Source organism: Bacillus sp. KH172YL63, from assembly GCF_011398925.1.
Classification (GTDB): domain Bacteria; phylum Bacillota; class Bacilli; order Bacillales; family Bacillaceae_B; genus Rossellomorea.
Genome location: NZ_AP022842.1, coordinates 941,161 through 957,948, shown reverse-complemented (window position 1 = coordinate 957,948; position 16,788 = coordinate 941,161). Strand labels below are relative to the sequence as shown.

General features: G+C 45.4%; 23 protein-coding genes. 13 read left to right on the top strand and 10 right to left on the bottom strand.

What is annotated here, in order from left to right; translation table 11 throughout:
• Window positions 1-98: 98 nt before the first annotated feature.
• The gene (locus tag KH172YL63_RS04725; RefSeq protein ID WP_173105035.1) at window positions 99-323 is read left to right on the top strand and encodes a hypothetical protein; all 225 of its coding nucleotides are present in this window, start codon (window positions 99-101) and stop codon (window positions 321-323) included.
• A gap of 49 nt (window positions 324-372) precedes the next feature.
• Here the strand turns inward: KH172YL63_RS04725 and mutY are convergent, their stop codons facing one another.
• The gene (gene mutY / locus KH172YL63_RS04720; RefSeq protein ID WP_173105034.1) at window positions 373-1,473 is read right to left on the bottom strand and encodes an A/G-specific adenine glycosylase; all 1,101 of its coding nucleotides are present in this window, start codon (window positions 1,471-1,473) and stop codon (window positions 373-375) included.
• 49 nt (window positions 1,474-1,522) lie between these two features.
• On the bottom strand, window positions 1,523-1,831 hold the full coding sequence (locus KH172YL63_RS04715; protein ID WP_173105033.1) for a hypothetical protein: 309 nt from the start codon (window positions 1,829-1,831) through the stop codon (window positions 1,523-1,525).
• Between the two features lie 91 nt (window positions 1,832-1,922).
• On the opposite strand from KH172YL63_RS04715, the gene KH172YL63_RS04710 reads away from it, so the two are divergent.
• Window positions 1,923-2,909 carry a metal-dependent hydrolase gene (locus KH172YL63_RS04710; RefSeq protein ID WP_173105032.1) on the top strand — a complete coding sequence of 329 codons (987 nt, stop codon included), beginning with the start codon at window positions 1,923-1,925 and terminating at the stop codon, window positions 2,907-2,909.
• A gap of 47 nt (window positions 2,910-2,956) precedes the next feature.
• On the opposite strand, the gene KH172YL63_RS04705 is transcribed toward KH172YL63_RS04710, so the two are convergent.
• Window positions 2,957-3,229, bottom strand: a complete 273-nt coding sequence (locus tag KH172YL63_RS04705; RefSeq protein ID WP_173105031.1) for a YfhJ family protein — start codon at window positions 3,227-3,229, stop codon at window positions 2,957-2,959.
• Between the two features lie 151 nt (window positions 3,230-3,380).
• Here KH172YL63_RS04705 and KH172YL63_RS04700 point away from each other — a divergent pair, with 151 nt between their 5' ends.
• On the top strand, window positions 3,381-3,545 hold the full coding sequence (locus tag KH172YL63_RS04700) for a small, acid-soluble spore protein K (protein ID WP_173105030.1): 165 nt from the start codon (window positions 3,381-3,383) through the stop codon (window positions 3,543-3,545).
• Window positions 3,546-3,576: 31 nt separating this feature from the next.
• Window positions 3,577-3,735 carry a YpzG family protein gene (locus KH172YL63_RS04695; RefSeq protein WP_082051311.1) on the top strand — a complete coding sequence of 53 codons (159 nt, stop codon included), beginning with the start codon at window positions 3,577-3,579 and terminating at the stop codon, window positions 3,733-3,735.
• 37 nt (window positions 3,736-3,772) lie between these two features.
• On the opposite strand, the gene KH172YL63_RS04690 is transcribed toward KH172YL63_RS04695, so the two are convergent.
• Window positions 3,773-4,099, bottom strand: a complete 327-nt coding sequence (locus tag KH172YL63_RS04690; RefSeq protein ID WP_173105029.1) for a YfhH family protein — start codon at window positions 4,097-4,099, stop codon at window positions 3,773-3,775.
• A gap of 303 nt (window positions 4,100-4,402) precedes the next feature.
• On the opposite strand from KH172YL63_RS04690, the gene KH172YL63_RS04685 reads away from it, so the two are divergent.
• Both KH172YL63_RS04685 and KH172YL63_RS04680 read left to right on the top strand, forming a co-directional pair.
• Window positions 4,403-5,074: an SDR family NAD(P)-dependent oxidoreductase gene (locus KH172YL63_RS04685; protein ID WP_173105028.1), complete on the top strand. Its 672-nt coding sequence runs from the start codon at window positions 4,403-4,405 to the stop codon at window positions 5,072-5,074.
• Between the two features lie 405 nt (window positions 5,075-5,479).
• Window positions 5,480-6,448: a nuclease-related domain-containing protein gene (locus tag KH172YL63_RS04680; RefSeq protein WP_173105027.1), complete on the top strand. Its 969-nt coding sequence runs from the start codon at window positions 5,480-5,482 to the stop codon at window positions 6,446-6,448.
• A gap of 227 nt (window positions 6,449-6,675) precedes the next feature.
• Here the strand turns inward: KH172YL63_RS04680 and KH172YL63_RS04675 are convergent, their stop codons facing one another.
• Both KH172YL63_RS04675 and recX read right to left on the bottom strand, forming a co-directional pair.
• Window positions 6,676-7,089, bottom strand: a complete 414-nt coding sequence (locus KH172YL63_RS04675; protein ID WP_173105026.1) for a hypothetical protein — start codon at window positions 7,087-7,089, stop codon at window positions 6,676-6,678.
• A 40-nt stretch (window positions 7,090-7,129) separates the two neighbouring features.
• Window positions 7,130-7,936 carry a recombination regulator RecX gene (gene recX, locus KH172YL63_RS04670; RefSeq protein ID WP_173105025.1) on the bottom strand — a complete coding sequence of 269 codons (807 nt, stop codon included), beginning with the start codon at window positions 7,934-7,936 and terminating at the stop codon, window positions 7,130-7,132.
• A gap of 91 nt (window positions 7,937-8,027) precedes the next feature.
• On the opposite strand from recX, the gene KH172YL63_RS04665 reads away from it, so the two are divergent.
• The 3 genes from KH172YL63_RS04665 to KH172YL63_RS04655 all read left to right on the top strand — a co-directional run bounded on the left by KH172YL63_RS04665 (window position 8,028) and on the right by KH172YL63_RS04655 (window position 9,415).
• A complete protein-coding gene (locus KH172YL63_RS04665) occupies window positions 8,028-8,933 on the top strand; it encodes a TIGR01777 family oxidoreductase (protein ID WP_173105024.1) in 906 nt (301 codons plus the stop codon).
• Window positions 8,934-9,003: 70 nt separating this feature from the next.
• Window positions 9,004-9,129, top strand: coding sequence for a YfhE family protein (locus tag KH172YL63_RS04660; protein WP_173105023.1), 126 nt, complete (start codon window positions 9,004-9,006; stop codon window positions 9,127-9,129).
• 91 nt (window positions 9,130-9,220) lie between these two features.
• Window positions 9,221-9,415, top strand: a complete 195-nt coding sequence (locus tag KH172YL63_RS04655; RefSeq protein WP_442858771.1) for a YfhD family protein — start codon at window positions 9,221-9,223, stop codon at window positions 9,413-9,415.
• A 90-nt stretch (window positions 9,416-9,505) separates the two neighbouring features.
• On the opposite strand, the gene KH172YL63_RS04650 is transcribed toward KH172YL63_RS04655, so the two are convergent.
• Window positions 9,506-9,997 carry a DoxX family protein gene (locus tag KH172YL63_RS04650; RefSeq protein ID WP_173105021.1) on the bottom strand — a complete coding sequence of 164 codons (492 nt, stop codon included), beginning with the start codon at window positions 9,995-9,997 and terminating at the stop codon, window positions 9,506-9,508.
• 315 nt (window positions 9,998-10,312) lie between these two features.
• On the opposite strand from KH172YL63_RS04650, the gene KH172YL63_RS04645 reads away from it, so the two are divergent.
• Window positions 10,313-10,495, top strand: a complete 183-nt coding sequence (locus tag KH172YL63_RS04645) for a hypothetical protein (protein ID WP_173105020.1) — start codon at window positions 10,313-10,315, stop codon at window positions 10,493-10,495.
• A gap of 72 nt (window positions 10,496-10,567) precedes the next feature.
• Here KH172YL63_RS04645 and KH172YL63_RS04640 read toward each other — a convergent pair whose 3' ends face one another.
• Complete coding sequence (locus KH172YL63_RS04640; protein WP_173105019.1) at window positions 10,568-10,813, bottom strand: hypothetical protein; 246 nt, start codon at window positions 10,811-10,813, stop codon at window positions 10,568-10,570.
• Window positions 10,814-10,954: 141 nt separating this feature from the next.
• On the opposite strand from KH172YL63_RS04640, the gene KH172YL63_RS04635 reads away from it, so the two are divergent.
• A complete protein-coding gene (locus KH172YL63_RS04635) occupies window positions 10,955-12,577 on the top strand; it encodes an ABC1 kinase family protein (protein WP_173105018.1) in 1,623 nt (540 codons plus the stop codon).
• Window positions 12,578-13,043: 466 nt separating this feature from the next.
• Here KH172YL63_RS04635 and KH172YL63_RS04630 read toward each other — a convergent pair whose 3' ends face one another.
• Together KH172YL63_RS04630 and KH172YL63_RS04625 are read right to left on the bottom strand one after the other, a co-directional pair.
• Window positions 13,044-13,376, bottom strand: coding sequence for an MGMT family protein (locus tag KH172YL63_RS04630; protein ID WP_173105017.1), 333 nt, complete (start codon window positions 13,374-13,376; stop codon window positions 13,044-13,046).
• Between the two features lie 2 nt (window positions 13,377-13,378).
• Window positions 13,379-15,142 carry an ABC transporter ATP-binding protein gene (locus tag KH172YL63_RS04625; RefSeq protein ID WP_173105016.1) on the bottom strand — a complete coding sequence of 588 codons (1,764 nt, stop codon included), beginning with the start codon at window positions 15,140-15,142 and terminating at the stop codon, window positions 13,379-13,381.
• A 149-nt stretch (window positions 15,143-15,291) separates the two neighbouring features.
• On the opposite strand from KH172YL63_RS04625, the gene KH172YL63_RS04620 reads away from it, so the two are divergent.
• Both KH172YL63_RS04620 and KH172YL63_RS04615 read left to right on the top strand, forming a co-directional pair.
• A complete protein-coding gene (locus tag KH172YL63_RS04620) occupies window positions 15,292-16,035 on the top strand; it encodes a Cof-type HAD-IIB family hydrolase (RefSeq protein ID WP_173105015.1) in 744 nt (247 codons plus the stop codon).
• Between the two features lie 114 nt (window positions 16,036-16,149).
• Entirely contained in the window at window positions 16,150-16,662 is a 513-nt protein-coding gene (locus KH172YL63_RS04615) for a CBO0543 family protein (protein WP_173105014.1), read from the top strand.
• The last annotated feature ends 126 nt before the right edge of the window (window positions 16,663-16,788 follow it).

Below are 16,788 nucleotides of genomic sequence, written 5' to 3'. Positions count from 1 at the left end.
TTCATCCTTTCAAATTCAATTTCCAATCCCTCCAAGGCATAAACACATCTTGAACATGCAAACTAATAAGGCATATCAGTATAATGGAGGAATGAGTGATGTATGTAGGCAGAGATATGACCGAACTTTCAATGATCCCGAAAAATGAATGGAAGGAAAGCGAGCTTGCTTTCTTTCATCATTCACTACAACAAATAGTACCCTATTTGAATACAGAAGGACAATCGATCCATCGGGAAATTGTCGAAGAAATCGAAAGCCGTGGTGGATTGAATCGTCACGAAGCCGATTACACCCACGGCACAAAGATCAGCTATGACTGATTATACCATGAGGAAAGGAGCAGCCGATGACGCTGCTCCTTCCCTTTTCTTACAGGATTCCCTCCCCTGCTTCCTTCCAGATCTTCTGATGGGAAACAGGAAAAGCATACTGTTCCATTTCTTCTTTTGTAACGGCAACCAGGTCACCGTCAACGAGTGAGGCACTGTCGATGGAACCGACATATACTTCAATATCCCATACAATATGGGTGAAGATGTGCTGAATTCTCGTCACGACACCAGTCTTTAAGGAGCATGGGGCACGATACTCTTCTTCGATGTGTTCAAGCAGCTGCTTTCGGCCGCTGCTTGACGTCCCCACTTCGAAATTCGGGAATTCCCAAAGATTCGCAAGGAGTCCCTCACCAGGACGTTTGTGGATCACGACCCGGTCATCCTCAGTTAACAGAACGGCTGCTGCCATGTTCAATTTCCGGGCAGCTTTCTTTTTCGATTTGATCGGAAGCTCAGTCTGCACCCCTTCTTCAAAAGCCTGACAATGTTCCCGGACGGGACAGAGCAGGCACGACGGGGAAGTCGGCGTACAAATGAGCGCACCAAGTTCCATCAGCGCCTGATTGAAGTAAGAAGGATTTTCATGTGAAATCAAGTTTCGGACCGCTTCTTCGAATACTTTCCGGGATGACGGTTTGGCGATATCGAGCCAAATCGAGAGAATGCGGGAAAACACCCTCATGACGTTTCCATCCACTGCAGGCTCAGGCTTGCCGTATGCAATGCTCAAAATCGCACCGGCTGTATAGGGGCCGACCCCTTTTAAAGATGAAATTTCTTTCGGCGAATCAGGAACGATCCCTTCATACTTTTCATGCACTTCCTTTGCCGCAGTCTGAAGGTTTCTGACCCTTGAATAATAGCCGAGACCTTCCCATGCTTTCAGTACATCGTCTTCAGGTGCCGAGGCAAGAGCCTCAATCGTGGGAAACTTTTCGATGAACCGGTTAAAATAAGGAATGACCGTATCGACCCTCGTTTGTTGGAGCATGATTTCCGAAACCCATACTTTATAAGGATCCTGATCCTTCCGCCACGGCAGGTCCCGCTGTTCTTTTTCAAACCATGAAATCAGATCTTCCTGAAACCCTTCACGGTTAATGGTCTTTATATGTTTTAATGGTTCTTCTTTCAATTTTGTACCTCCAGGATGTTAAATGTTACATTGAATAGGGAATAAATAATTAAGGCTGTGTCTTTAAGCCGATCAGGTTGATTTCTTTCAGCCCACCGCAAATACATTCGTCCAATAAACCGAATAATAAATGACACCGGGATGTCCGCAGACGCTTCAACACATGAACGTGGGATTCAGTCGGGACAACGAATCTTTCGATGTAGGTGTTGGATCGTTCTTCCGCCCTTTCCCAACGGATATCACACGCGTCATATTCAGGTAATGTATCGACGATCGCTTTCATAATCTGCTTATAGCGCGGTCGACAATGCTGTTTTATTTCATACTCCAGATAAATGTGGAATGAATGAGTCATTGAAATAATCTCCTTTTAACCATATCATGTTCAACAATGAATACAAGTCATATACTTAACTTATAAAAGAAGAGCCAAGGGAGGACTTTTTTTGGATACAGGCACTCATATCGTCATGGGCTTTGCTCTTGGGGGCTTAGCCACGTTAGATCCAGTCGTCGCCGAAAGCGCAGCCACTTCACAAAGTGTGTTGTTCGCAGCAGTCATCGGCTCGCAAATTCCCGATATCGATACCGTTTTGAAATTACGAAACAACGCCGTTTATATACGCCATCACAGGGGGATCACCCACAGCATCCCCGCCGTCATTCTCTGGCCGCTCTTGATCACGGCTTGCTTATATCCGCTTTTCCCTGGGGCAGATTTGCTTCATTTATGGATTTGGACATTTGTAGCGGTTTTCCTTCATGTATTTGTCGACATATTCAATGCTTATGGGACACAGGCCCTCAGGCCGATCTCGTCGAAATGGGTCGCATTGGGTGTGATCAACACGTTTGATGTAACGATTTTCGCGATCCATGTGGCCGGCTTGATTTTATGGGGACTCGGATTCCCGCCCGGCAAGACCTTTCTCGTCATGTACCTCGTCATCTTCGCCTATTATGTATTGAGATTTCAGGTACAAAAAGCAGTGAAGAATGCGGTGAAACGGCGGATTCCTGATGCGGAAAAAATCATCGTCTCCCCGACGATCCGTTTCTTCCAATGGAGACTCGCGGTTGTGACGAAAGAACATTATTATGTGGCACGGGCTTACAGGCGGTCCATCACCATCTTTGATAAATTCAAGCGGATCCCGATACCGGATAATCCCGTCATCAATGCAGCCAAACACGATAAAAACCTGGCAGCCTTCCTCTCCTTCTCCCCCGTTTACCGGTGGGAAGTGGATGAATACGATGATCACTATGAAGTCCGCTTCATTGATCTCAGATACAGAAACAACGGACACTACCCATTCGTCGCACTCGTACAGCTCGACAAAGACCTGACCATCGTCAGCTCCTACACCGGCTGGGTCTTCAGCGAAGAAAAACTCCGCTCCAAAGTCGACATCGACATTTTAATCGATTAAAGCAGTGAGGGACGGACCTTTGACAGGTCCGTCCCTCTTTTCATATCTCAATGCACTTGATCGTCGTTTTTTTCATCAATCAGATGCTTGTATTTAGGGTTTTGGGCGGCAAATTCATGGATTCGCTCCCCGTATGTCATCACCCATTGGCGAACTACTTTTTCTGTCACAGCTTTCCCTTTATAATCATAGCCGGCTTTTGCGTAAGTGGCCTCGAAATCCTCCCAGATCAGTTCGATCCAGGTTCTCGCTTTTTCATAAGAAAGCTTGTTATTCTTTTCAATTAACAATTGTGTCAATTCATGAAATGTTGACTCCATATTGTCTCCTCCATTTCCAAATATTTAGTGTGTGCTTTCATGATAATGTCGACCATTTCACCCATACTAAAGGTACGTGGTTAAGCTTAGTTGTGAACCTTTGCTTTTTCACGGTATGAGTCAGTCCATTTCACCTTTTAGGAGGCACATTATGCGAAACAAATCGACAGGGTTCCCCAACATGAACAACAATAAATTTGAAGGTGAACCGCGTGCCAAAGCGGAATATGCATCTAAAAGGGCTAACGGCACCATCAATACCCACCCGCAAGAACGCATGAAAGCTTCTGGCCAAAGAGATCACGATTCGCTTTAAATCAGTGAAATCCGATTAGGGGGTAGTCATGATGGCAAACATGAAAAACAACTTTTACCGAAATAAGTACAGCAGTCCATTTAATAAGGCATTCTACAATCCGAAGCATGCCCATTCACAGGCAAATGGACAAACCACACAAACTCAAGACTTAATCATTCTAGAGAACCAGACACGTAAACGTTCCTAGATCCCTTAGAGGTCCGTCCCCATGGCGGACCTCTTCCCTATTTCTTCTCTCCTGCCAAAAGGGAAATCGGAAGGGCTTCTTCCTTTCCGTCACCAGCAAGGCGGTAACCCCAGGCGAATACACCGTTCAGGTAGTCCACTTTAAAGTATGTACCTGGATCACCTTCAATCGCATAAATACCCCCAGGCTTGTAAGCAGAAGGATCCATCAAATACGCCTGTGCCATAAGAGCCTTGCGCTCCAACACCGCAAATTCATTCACAATCCCAAGCTGTTCTGCTTTTCTTGCCTTTTCTTTCAATGAAGCAATTTCCTGCTTCAACTCATGTTCCGTCATCTCACTATATCTTCTCTCTTGTTCCATCCTCATCACCTCTACTAATAGTAGTATAGAGAAAATGATACAATAAGAAAAGCGGAGACGACTGTTCAGCCCTGATGAGCATAAGACGGGGTGGCAAGAAAGGCGTCCTTTGCCTTTTGGCCATCACGGGTTATATGCTCGAGGGGCTGGGAGTCGGAGCTGGACAAAAAGCCGGGCATTTAGTTTTTTAAAAGTGCACTGCAGGGACTTTGAACCTGCCCTTCATGACTCGGCTGGATGTCACCTTAGGATAGCGGTGAAGCATTCAGGCGCTAACAACATACAAGAAAGGATGTCAACTCTATGAAAACAGCCATCATCACAGGCGGAGGCTCAGGCCTAGGAAAAGAATTAGGAAAACTTCTCAGCGGGCAGGGGTTTCATATTTTCCTTCTAGGAAGAACCCCTGAACGCTTACAAGAAGCAGCAGCCGACATTGAAAGCATCGGCGGCAAAGTCACTTATACTACACTCGATATCCGTTCCAACGAAGATATTGAGCGATTCGCAGAAAACCATCTTCAAGATCATGAACTTTCTTTACTCATACATAACGCAGGTGTAGGGCATTTCGGTCCATTCCAAGATTCCACCGACGATGAACTCGTCAGCATGTTCGAAACGAACGCCCTCGGTCCGATCCGATTAACGAAGGCGCTACTTCCCAAGTTGGAACAAGGCAGCACTGTCTTGAACATCATCTCTACCGCAGGCCTGCGTGGAAAGAAAAACGAATCCCTCTATGTTGCAAGTAAATTTGCATTAAGAGGATTCGGTGAAAGCCTGCAGAAAGAATTCGAAGGGTCCGGTCCCCGGGTTGTCAATGCATACATGGGCGGCATGGATACCCCTTTCTGGGAAAACAGTGATCACATCAGCGATCCATCAAGACTCCGCTCGCCTAAAGAAGTCGCTGAATTGATCCTCCGTTCGTATGAGGAGGAAGACGAAATTGTGATTGAATCAAAGAAATAATATGGGAAAGCAGCTCTGTGAGAGGGGCTGCTTTTTTTGTGTGTTTGGGAGGGGGGACGTTGGGGTGGGGGACGGACCTTTATTTTAAGGGTAATTGTCGTGAAGAATGTGGTCGTTGTTGAGATTTGGGTGGCTGCGAGTGGGGACGGACCTTTGATGAGATCTTACTTGGAAGAAGGAATCTTTCTAGGGTGGCCCTATCCTTTTACGTGGAAAATTCGCGATCGCCGTTATAATTGTGATTTCGCCGATATATTCTGGATTTCGCCGTTATAATGAAAATTTCGCCGTTATATCCAGGATTTCGCCGTTAAATCTAAAATTTCGCCGTTAAACAATTTCCAGCAGGGATTTCACCTTTAAAAGACGAATATAGCTAGTACAAATTCAGATTGGAGTGATCAAATGATCGAAAAAGAACGAAGGATACCCCGAATCATCCTCATGTTACAGGCTTTACTCCGCCGGCTCCCCCTCCATCACCCGAAACTTCCATTCATATCGGACGAACTTGGAAGAAGAATGGCCGGATACAAAGGTGAACTCGCGATGGATTATACGTTATCCTTTTTAGACCCCAAACGCTATTTCATTCTCCACGACCTTAGGATTCCTTACAAAGATAGCTTCTTCCAGATAGACACTCTTCTTATCACCACCAGATTCATCCTGATCATCGAAGTGAAGTATCTAGCAGGCGTGGCGTATTTCGATCCTGTCTTCAATCAATTAATCCAAACCAAGGATGGGAGTGAATCTGCCCTGCCTGACCCGACCCTTCAGATTAAGAGACAAGAACGTCATCTGTCTGACTGGATCAGACAGCAAGGGTTCCCGACCATACCCATCCATTCTTATGTCGTCATGAGCAACGACCGGACCATCATCAAAACCTCTCCTGATAACCACTCCCTCAATGGCTTGGTCATTCATCGTCATTCTCTGTTGGACAAGCTATCCTTTTTAGAAGAAGCTGCTCCAGAGCATCAGGCCATGAATGTTAAAAAGTTAATCCGTACCCTAAAAAAACACCACCGGGAAGCAACTCCCTCTATTCTTCAAAAATTCAGTATCAATGAAGACGAGTTACAGAAAGGAGTCATCTGCGAAACATGCAGTCATCTTCCCATGATCAGAAAACATGGTACCTGGGTGTGTTCGAAGTGTGAGAATCTAGATCATTCAGCCCATATTCAAGCAATGAAAGACTACGAGCTGTTGATTTCCCCGACGATCACCAATACAGGTCTAAGAAGCTATCTCGGGATCCAATCACCTTATGTTGCAAAGAGGCTCCTTCAATCCCTCAAGTTTCCGAAGGCAGGGACGAAAAAAGGGACAATTTACACGCTGACTTTCACAGAAATGGTTTGATTTGAAATGGGGAGGGACTTTCCATTATAAAAGGCAGCCATCCTTCTTGGAGACTGCCTTTTAGTGTAGTTAAATTTTCGTTCGCCGATAAATGCTGGACTTCGCCGTTATACCAAAAATCCAACCGTTATTCCAAGGATTCCACAAAATACAAATACAAAGACCCCTCCTGTAAACCCCAGAGAGTCCTTTGTCTATCATCCAGAAAAATCCCCGTCCCTTCCCCACTAAGGAGCAAACGGAAAAAACATGAGTGCCACAACGAACAACATGAATGGCACAAGGAATAGGGAGATTGCATCGACTGCCACGACTGCGGCGGCAAATGCCCAACGGATACGGCCGGTTCTTTTGAGAAATTCTCGGATTAAGCGGATGTTGACGAGGATCAGGATGATGGCCACACCGATAAGAAAAAATGGGACCACCCATTTCCCCATCGTTTCTGCGTGTCCTTGATTGATCCATTCCATCTTCCCTAATGTATAAAAATCGGTCTGGACTTTGATGATGATTTCGCCCACCAGAAATATAAGGGCCGATCCGATCACGAGGCCCCCGGCATACATTTTAAACTTTTTGGTTGTACCGATGAGCAGGGGCAGTGTCATGCATATATACAGAACCGAGACGATCTCCATAGTATCCCTCCATATGACACCTTATGCCAAAGCACTCGTATCATTCTTCATTATGTTTTATTTCTTCCAGGAGCCTCTCAATATCTTCAATAGAGAAGCCTTTTCGGTACAGGGTTTGTTTCATTTTTTGTACATATTCATAGCCCTCATACTTTGAGCTCAACTTTCGGTGGGCCTTCAATCCCTGATGGTAGACGGCATCCCATCTTTCATCGTCATCCCGTTCTGATTCAACGGTTTCCCATACGATTTTGATGACGGAACCTGGGTAACCTTTTCTCAAGAGGTTTTGCTCTATTTTCTGCTTGGCGATCATGTTCGAGTCTTTTCGGTATTTACGGAGAAGTTTTTCTGTCAGGGCGACCGCTTTGTCTACTTGTTTTTCCTGTGTAAAGGCAGCGAGGGCTTCATCGATATGGGATTCCCCCACGCCTTTTCTCCTCAATTCGCCACGGATCCAATTCGGTCCTTTGTCTCCTGTGTTCATGTGGGTCCCGACAAATGCATGGGCAAATTCCAAGTCATCGATATATTTGATGCCATATAATTTATGGATCACTTCCTGGATGATGCCATCCTCGGGATCTCCTTCTTGCAGGTGATCGCGGATTTCCTTTTCCGTCCTCATTCGATAGGCGAGATATTGTATCGCTTTATTGAATGCTTTCTTCACATCATCTTCATACTGCATTTCTGATATTTCAAGTTCATCGATTTCCATCCCTTTGCTGAGATTAAACTTGACCAGGACAGCCTCGTCGACACTGAAGGAATATTTTCCATCTATAAATAAATTGTAGCGTTCATCGTTTTTTACTTGCTTCGTTATTTTCGTGATCTTACCCATTTTTTCCACCTCATTATTATCCTAACACATTCAGCTTAGGTTTTTTATTCTGAAGATAGGTAAAATAAGAAGTATAAGAGGAGGGATGATGATGAAGATTGCTGTAACAGGGGGAACGGGGTTTGTCGGCCGTGCCCTGACAGAGGAGCTTCTTGCTCACCATCACGAAGTATTGATTCTGACGCGTAATCCCGATAAGCATGAGGAACGGCCAGGGGTTTCCTATATTAAATGGCTGTCTGACGGAGCAAAGCCGGAAGAAAGCCTTGAAGGGATCCACGCGTTCATCAATCTTGCAGGGGAGTCGATCAACAGCGGTCGATGGACGGATGAACGGAAGAAGCGGATCTTAAATAGCCGGATCACTTCCACCCAGGAGGTGTTGAATGTGTGTAAGGCATTGAAACAGAAGCCGTCATGCCTCATCAATGCCAGTGCAATCGGCACCTACCCTTCTTCCAAAACAAACACCTATACGGAAGCTTCAGATGAAAGAGCTGAGGACTTCCTTGGAGAGACGGTTCAAATTTGGGAGAAGGAAGCGGAAAAGGTGAGCGGGCTCGGCATCAGGGTCGCCTTCTCACGCTTCGGGATCATCCTTGGGAAAGATGAAGGTGCCCTCCCCCGGATTGCGCTGCCTTATAAAATGTTTGTAGGAGGGACTGTCGGATCCGGGGAGCAGTGGATGTCATGGGTTCATATCAAGGATATTGCACGTGCGCTGCGCTTCATTGCTGAAACAGAATCCATATCCGGTCCTGTAAACGTCACGGCACCGTCTCCAGTCACCATGAAGGAATTCGGAAAGACGCTTGGCTCCGTCCTAGGAAGGCCCCACTGGCTTCCCGTCCCTGCATTTGCTTTAAAGGTGGCCATGGGTGAAATGAGCGCGCTTGTTTTGGAAGGTCAAAAAGTGTTGCCGAGCGTCCTTTTAGAGCACGGTTATCAATTCGAATATCCGGAATTACATTCTGCCCTGATTGACATCTACCAGTAAAAGCAGGTATGCCCCTTCTTTTTCAAGGCTAAAATAGAATGTATCTTGAAGAGAAGGGATGTACATACGAATGGATAACAAGAAAAAGAAAGACAAAAACAAATCGGGTCTGTCGAGCGCACAGGAAGTGACGTATTCCAGGGAGTTTAAAGCGGCTGACAGGGCAGCAGGCTTCAGCCCCAAAGCACATCGATAGGCAGCATTTTCCTTACTAGAAATAGGATTTTGACGAAGAATAAAGGTACAGGTCCACGCGGCCTGTGCCTTTATTTTTTAACGAAAAGGGGATGTTTTTCTTGGGCAGATCTCGTGGAAACAGCAAACGCGGTAACAAAAACAGCCTGCCTCAAACACCCGCTCAGCTCAAATTTGACGGTGTTGATGAAGAGTTCTCCCGTGAACTTGCCAACCAGGCTGATATGGAAGCTCAAGCCCGTGCCAACGCTGCCAATCAGCGCACACGTGTGAAGAAAAACCGATAGTTTGATCCCGGCAGTTAAAAAAGATAGGTGCATGAGGAATTCACCTGAAAAACGCCCCATGATGTGCATCATGGGGCGTTTCATATCCTTCTATACGACAACGTGATGTTTGCCTTTATGATGGACAAGCTGCTTCATGAATGGGATCAGCAAGCGGTCTGCCCCCCAATAATATGCTCCTCCCCCTGCAAATAGCAGAATGACGGCAGCAGTATACAGGATTGGGTTGGTGCTCACGGTTCCTGCCAATAAGAAGTTGAGATTCATGAATGCACCTGCCAGGAGTGCCGGGATTGTCATGAACCCAAGTATGAGGCCGATTCCTACGAATAGCTCTCCCCATGGAATCAAAACATTGAACAGTTCAATATTCGGAATCGCAAATCCTTCGAGGAATGCTGCATACCAGCCTTGGACTGCCGGATGCTCACCTCCAGCTTTCCCTAAAGCCCCTTGCAAAAAACCGCCTGCATCGAAGCCGCCGGTTACTTTATGCCAGCCCGCCTCCATCCATTGAACCCCCAGCCAAATTCTTACCACTGTCCATAACACGCTAACCTTTTCATTTTCCCACCATTTCATGATGGATCATCTCCTTCGGTTATATATTGTGAAATTATTCACAAGTAATGGCGTATTAAACCGGTATTTCCTTTTGATTGTTGGAGTTGTTTGTGAATTGTTTCACATTTACTTTACACTTATACTATACCTCTTCTCCCTCCTCAATTCAATGGGTATTGATATCATTCACAAAGGTGTCAAAAAGAGGTTTGGAGCTGAATAATCAGCTCCTGGCCGGTAAAGTTAATCCTTGTAGGCGCTCATATCGAGGATCCCCATGACATTTCCATTGTCGTCTTGTAAAATGCTGTATCTTCCTGGTGGAAAATCGCATTGGAGTTTGATGAAATCGGGCAGTTCACGATGTTGACGCTGTCCACTACAAAGATATGCCGCCAGCGGGCAAACCAGGTTCATCATTTTCTATCGGTAATGGAACATCTATGCCAGGAAGTGTACGGCCAATCGTATGATCGCCTTCACGCCAGGCTTCTTCAAATTCCAGTGACTGAGTGACGCTGTTAAGTCTTTTACAGGATGACAAAGTAAAGCCAATTTCTTCATTTGGGTTCAGCCATTCAAGATCATTTAACCTGATTTACCCGGCCATACCCTTTCGATCATCCTCAATACAAAATAAATGATCAAAGCAGAAGCCACTATGAGCAGGAACGAATTCGTGATTAAATTAAAATCCATTTCTTTCACAGTGCTTTCAACTTGCCCCTCTTCATCCATTTTGTAAATGATCCATCCGTTGTACTCCAAAAATCGAAAAGAAAGAATCAGCCCAACCACAATACCGCCAATAACGGAAATCCAGCCTTTTTTCAAAAGCCCTCACTCCCCATTGTTGATACCATTCATTTTACCATAAAAACCATAATTTTCTGATTATATCAGCGTTAGAAACTTTCTTATTTCTCAAACGTACTACATAATAGAGTTACGAATCCGGTTACGGGGGATGAAACAATGAATTCAGAAAAAAAGCTTTGGAGAATGTGGAAAATATTATCATTGGCATTATCAATTGTCATTAGAGTTTACTGGTACCGGCTCCGCGGGAAATCCCAATGGGACACAGATCTGCTGTGGGAAAGAATCGGAAAAGAATTCAAAGAAACGCTGTTCGAATTGAATGGTGTATTGATAAAGGTTGGTCAATTGTTGAGCATTCGTGAGGACCTCCTACCTAAGGGGTTCATCACCCAAATTCAGGATCTTGTTGACCACGTACCTCCTTCACCGTGGAAAAAAATTGAGGAGGTACTGGAAAAGGAATGGGATGCGCCTGTTTCTTCCAAAGTAGCTAATATCGAAAAGGATGCAATCGCATCTGCTTCCATAGGTGAAGTGTATCGTGCACGGCTGCACGACGGCACACAGGTGGCCATCAAAGTACAGCGTCCGGAAATACCATCACTTGTGAAAATTGATTTCAGGTCCCTTTCCATCATCATCTGGTTTGCGAGACGCTTCGCTCCAGTTCCGAAAGGATTCATCGATTTTAAAATGCTTTATAAAGAATTAAAGCAGGTGATTGAACAGGAGCTTGATTTTTCCAAAGAGATGATGACGGCCACTTCCTTCAAACAACGCTTCAAGGAACATCCTAACGTAAAAATCCCAGCGATGTTCCCTGAACTTTGCACGAATAAAGTGCTCGTGATGGAATGGGTGGATGGTGTCCGCCTGAATGACCGGGATGCCATCGAATCTTATGGCTTGGACGGCGGGAAGCTTGCAGAAGGATTGTTCCGGCTTTTCCTTCCACAGTGGCTTGAGCCTGGCATCTTCCATGCCGACCCCCATGCCGGGAATATCCTCCTTCAGCCCGACGGCACCTTTGTACTCTTGGACTACGGCATGATCGGGGAAATTTCGAAGCGTGACGCGGCTCACTTCCAGGATCTGCTCGAAGGCGTGCTGCTGAAGAACTACCGGAAGGCGGCTGAATCGCTCGCTCAGTTGGGATTCCTGCTTCCAGATGCAAGCCCGAAATCAATCGAACCCGTATTAAAGGAATTTATCACCCTTGATATGGAGCAGTTCAAAGAAATGGACCTGATTGCTGTGAAGAAAGAAATTAATGATCTGGTGAAATCATTACCGGTACAAGTCCCTACACGGTTCATATTTCTGGGCCGTTCCTTCGCGACAATCGAGGGACTGGTCCATACACTGAGCCCTGAGAAAGAAACCCTTGACGTGGTCAAACCGGCCTTTCTTGATTGGGTGAAGCACAGCAACACGAATAAGTGGGACCTGCTCATGAAATGGATCAGTGCCCAGCCGTTATTTCAAACCATTCAAAAGGTACGCCAGCTCGTGGACTTCCCTGAAAATATGCTCCAGCAAAAAGAGTTGCAACAACAAAACGCTTTTCATTTTGAAATCTTTGAAAGCCGCAAGAAGCAGGCTTTCACATTGGGGATCGGGGGTCTGGCAGGTGGCTTCACAGGAATGGGATTTGACATTGAGCTCATTTATCAAGGAAGCTTCGCACTTGCCGTCCTCGGCTTCACCGTATATATTGTGACCGATTCCAGACAAAAGAAATGGTTGAAGAAACTGAGGAATGGGCAGCTTCATTAATTCAAAAGAGGTAACCTTCCAGCGAGGTTACCTCTTTTGTGTTAAAATATGTAAAAAGGAGGTGCCGCCATGACTGATCACAAGAAACCATTCAATGACGCCATTGATCACATGTCAAAAATAGAAGGAGGCCCGCTGAATTCACCAGATATGAACGGGATGCCTTTATGAATCCGTATCATCGGCTATGTGATCATCGGATTTACTGTCACGATGACTCTAATGGGGATTATTTTTGCCCTTTTCGATTAAGTGTTGGCCAGTTGGAGGACCTTCTGTTTGAAGAATCCGTGGCATGCCGCTGGATTCCGGGGGCCGGTTTTGATGATTGGTTTGTGTTCACTCGGTTATGCGTCACAATTTTCATTTATGCGTCAGTTTCCTTATTTATGCGTCACTTTTTCCGTTTATGCGTCGTTGTCCCAGGTTTATGCGTCACTTTTCCCAGTTATGCGTCAGCACCAGTTTAAACCCCACTCTCCCCGCACAACGCTCCGCCCCGATACTGATACTCCCCAAGATCAATTTTATTCTTTCCAATAAACGCAACCCCCTCCGCTTCCAGGGAAAGTCTTTGGGTCATCATTTGTTCTTCATCCCGGAATCCGATTTCCCCTTTGCTGTTGAGGACCCTGTGCCATGGGAGATTGTATTTTCCACTCATGGAATGAAGGATTCTTACGACCTGCCTTGCCGCCCTGGGACTTCCTGCACAGGCGGCGACTTGGCCGTAGGTCATCACTTGCCCGGCCGGTATGTTCTGTATGATGTTTACTGCTCTTTCGGTAAAAGGTTTCATGTTTATTCACTCTTCTTTTCCGGTTGCTCACCTATTCTTAATTGCTGCCTTGCAAAATCACGATATAATGAATGGCTCTTGAACAATTCCTCATGAGTACCGACTCCTGTGACCTTTCCTTTTTCAAGAAAGACGATTTGGTCAGCATCTACGATTGTGGAAAGACGATGAGCGATCACAAGGGTGGTCCGTCCTCTCATTAAATTCTTTAATGCTTCCTGGACGACTATTTCTGACTGACTATCCAGACTAGAGGTCGCTTCATCCAGCATTAATATATCCGGATTCCTCAGTAGTGCACGTGCGATGGCAAGGCGTTGACGCTGTCCTCCTGAAAGCTTGATTCCTCTTTCACCTACTTCAGTTTCGTATCCGTTAGGGAGGTCCTTAATGAACTCATCGGCATAAGCCATCTTAGCAGCGGCAATCATCTTCTCTTCACACATTTCTTCCTGGAGACCATATGCGATATTGTCCCGTATCGTTCCAGAATAGACCGGGCTATCCTGGGATACATATCCGAGCATCTTCCGCCAGGATCTTAATGAGTATGTTCCGATCGGACTCTCCCCAAGAAGAATCCTTCCTTGAAGCGGTTGATAGAATTGTTCAATTAATGAAAACAATGTTGTCTTCCCGCTCCCGCTAGGACCGACGACTGCCGTCACTTTCCCTTTCTCTGCGGCGATCGTCACATCCTCTAATACCATTTCCCCTTCTTCATATCCGAACGTTACTCCATCAAGGAACAGCCCCTGCTCCGTTTGAGGGACAGAGCTTCCGCCATCTAGATCCTCTTCTTCTATTGATAGGATAGAAAGCACTTTCTCTGTTGCCCCGACCGTTTTTTGAAACTGTGTTACAAAGACGATGATCTGGGTGATCGGCATGATGATTTGAAAAAGATAGATGAAGAACGCAACAAGCTCTCCCGGGGTCATGGCACCCGACGTAACCCGGACCCCGCCGAAACCGATGATCAATACGAGTACGATGATGATCATGGAAGAAACAACCGGCGACATGAATGATTGAATGATCCCCTCTTTCAACCCCAGGCTATATAATTTTTTGATACCTGTCTGCCCTTTTTGAAATTCGATTTCTTCTGCATTTGAAGATTTGACAAGGCGGATTTCTGAAAGAACCCTTGTTAAAGTCGCCGAAAAACTTGCCGTCTCCGATTGTAGCCCCCGGGAAATGTCAGCCATCTTTTTTCCAATCGGAATGAGGAAGAGGAGGGACAGTGGTATGATAGAGAACATCACAAGAGTAAGCGGCCAATCCAGGTAAAATAATACGATGATGGCACCTGTTACTGAGATGATCCCAGTAATGAACCCTGTCAGATGTTCTGTTATTAAATTTTTGATGACTCCCGTGTCACTTGTCATCCGGCTCACCGAATCACCCGTTTCATGGGAATCATAATAGGGCACCGGGAGAACCAACAGTTTTCTCCAAAGCTTTTCCCGTAAAGAGGCAATGATATGTTGTCCCACCCTCGCTAGTATGTAAACAGATACTCCTCCTGCAATTGCCTGTACCAAAAAGGCTGCAATCATTCCAATTATGACCCCTTTACTCAGTGAATCCAAACTGAAGTCATCAATCAACTTACTTGTTAATAATGGAATGGCAAGTCCTGCGATTGTAGTGAGCAGGCTCAAGACTAGTGATATTCCAAACAAGGTCTTTGGAGGGTCAGTTTCCCTGATTAAGGAAATCAGCTTTTTCCATTTCCCTTTTTCATATGTAGAATCCATTTGTTTCCTTCCTTTCGATTATGTCCTTTTACCATTGTAATATGAAGTCTCAAGCATAGGAAATAACACCTTCAGCAAGTCGGGTTCCTAGAAGATTGACTCCATTTATATTAAACTAATGATGACCAAATAGAAGGACGTGATTGAATATGGATATTAAATTGATAGCACTTGATATGGACGGGACGCTCGTCAATCATGAAGGGGAAGTCTCCCCGGAGAATGAACAGGCGATCCAGCGTGCAAAGGAAAAGGGCATTCATGTTGTGTTGAGTACCGGCCGTTCGCTTTTTACCTGCCGGGACATTTCGGATGAGCTTGGCCGTTCCTCTTATCTTGTTACCGTGAACGGCGGGGAAATCTATGACCATGAATACAATCTGGTAGACAGCATTCCTCTTGATACGGAACTGGTGAAGCAGCTTTGGACATTGAAGAAGGAACATGATGTGTATTTCTGGTCCACTTCTTCCCAGGGTTTATTTAATAGTCGCAAACCATTTGAGAAGGATATTGAATCCTATAATTGGCTGAAGTTCGGATTCGATATTCAGGATGACGATGTCCGCAAAGTGATGATGGATGAGCTCATGAAAAATGAAGCACTTGAAATCACCAATTCGTCTCCAACGAATATCGAAATCAATCCTGCCGGGGTCAATAAGGCTGCGGCATTAGTGAAGGTATGCAAATGGCTTGATCTTTCCATGGACCAGGTCATGGCAGTCGGGGACAGTATGAATGATATCGCCATGATCCGTGAGGCCGGATTCGGGGTTGCGATGGGTAATGCCCAGGACGCCGTGAAAGAGGCTGCTGACTGGGTGACGGGTATCAATACCGACCACGGTGTTGCACAAGCGATCGATAAAGTGCTGAAAGAAATGGAATAAATGCATGAAAGGGAAGCCTGATTCACAGCGGATCAGGCTTTTCTCATTTGAAAGGCGTCTATACTCTTCACGTTCCGTCTATACTGAGTAACAAAAACAAGGATTGAACACTGTATGTACCTGATACTTGTTGTAGTGGTTTATATATTATTTGCCTGGTTCTTCGTTGATTGGAAAAGATGGAAGGAGTTCTATCCGACAGTACAATTTTTCATCATCTGCAATCTTCTGTACAACTTCTTATTCTATCATCACACATTATGGGCGTATAAAGCGGTCACGGTGGACTGGCTGAATCACACGCTGATTGAGCTCGTCTTCACCTTTTTCATCATTCCCGTCGTCATCATGATTTTTCTCCGCTTCTTTCCATCCGGGAAAAAGACGGCTCTGTACTTGTTATGCTGGATCCTTTATTTTACCTTTCTCGAATTCCTATTTTATAAAAAAGGGTTGTTTCTGTATGACCATGGCTGGAACTTAGGATGGTCTGCCATTTTCAACGTCATCATGTTCTCCATCCTGGGGCTTCACCATAAAAAGCCGCTTTTGGCACTTTTGCTATCACTGCCCACGATCATCATCCTGCTGTATATCTTCCATCCTACTTTTTCTGAATTAAAGTGAGGGCATGTTTATGAGCTCCTTTTCCACACCACACTTTATTGCCGCAGTATTAGCAGTGTATGCCATCATGTTCATTTATCTCTTGATTCTGAAGCGGAAGAAATAAGGACAGAACAAAGAAAAAGA

Bases quoted from the DNA above. Each gene is read 5' to 3' on its own strand.
- KH172YL63_RS04625 (WP_173105016.1), bottom strand. From the start codon at position 15,142: ATGGATTCTACATATGAAAAAGGGAAATGGAAAAAGCTGATTTCCTTA.
- KH172YL63_RS04615 (WP_173105014.1), top strand. From the start codon at position 16,150: ATGTACCTGATACTTGTTGTAGTGGTTTATATATTATTTGCCTGGTTC.
- KH172YL63_RS04630 (WP_173105017.1), bottom strand. From the start codon at position 13,376: ATGAAACCTTTTACCGAAAGAGCAGTAAACATCATACAGAACATACCG.
- KH172YL63_RS04680 (WP_173105027.1), top strand. From the start codon at position 5,480: ATGATCGAAAAAGAACGAAGGATACCCCGAATCATCCTCATGTTACAG.
- KH172YL63_RS04635 (WP_173105018.1), top strand. From the start codon at position 10,955: ATGAATTCAGAAAAAAAGCTTTGGAGAATGTGGAAAATATTATCATTG.
- KH172YL63_RS04715 (WP_173105033.1), bottom strand. From the start codon at position 1,831: ATGACTCATTCATTCCACATTTATCTGGAGTATGAAATAAAACAGCAT.
- recX (WP_173105025.1), bottom strand. From the start codon at position 7,936: ATGGGTAAGATCACGAAAATAACGAAGCAAGTAAAAAACGATGAACGC.
- KH172YL63_RS04655 (WP_442858771.1), top strand. From the start codon at position 9,221: ATGTTTTTCTTGGGCAGATCTCGTGGAAACAGCAAACGCGGTAACAAA.
- KH172YL63_RS04705 (WP_173105031.1), bottom strand. From the start codon at position 3,229: ATGGAGTCAACATTTCATGAATTGACACAATTGTTAATTGAAAAGAAT.
- KH172YL63_RS04725 (WP_173105035.1), top strand. From the start codon at position 99: ATGTATGTAGGCAGAGATATGACCGAACTTTCAATGATCCCGAAAAAT.
- KH172YL63_RS04620 (WP_173105015.1), top strand. From the start codon at position 15,292: ATGGATATTAAATTGATAGCACTTGATATGGACGGGACGCTCGTCAAT.
- KH172YL63_RS04700 (WP_173105030.1), top strand. From the start codon at position 3,381: ATGCGAAACAAATCGACAGGGTTCCCCAACATGAACAACAATAAATTT.
- KH172YL63_RS04675 (WP_173105026.1), bottom strand. From the start codon at position 7,089: ATGGAGATCGTCTCGGTTCTGTATATATGCATGACACTGCCCCTGCTC.
- KH172YL63_RS04690 (WP_173105029.1), bottom strand. From the start codon at position 4,099: ATGGAACAAGAGAGAAGATATAGTGAGATGACGGAACATGAGTTGAAG.
- KH172YL63_RS04695 (WP_082051311.1), top strand. From the start codon at position 3,577: ATGGCAAACATGAAAAACAACTTTTACCGAAATAAGTACAGCAGTCCA.
- KH172YL63_RS04650 (WP_173105021.1), bottom strand. From the start codon at position 9,997: ATGAAATGGTGGGAAAATGAAAAGGTTAGCGTGTTATGGACAGTGGTA.
- KH172YL63_RS04660 (WP_173105023.1), top strand. From the start codon at position 9,004: ATGGATAACAAGAAAAAGAAAGACAAAAACAAATCGGGTCTGTCGAGC.
- KH172YL63_RS04685 (WP_173105028.1), top strand. From the start codon at position 4,403: ATGAAAACAGCCATCATCACAGGCGGAGGCTCAGGCCTAGGAAAAGAA.
- KH172YL63_RS04665 (WP_173105024.1), top strand. From the start codon at position 8,028: ATGAAGATTGCTGTAACAGGGGGAACGGGGTTTGTCGGCCGTGCCCTG.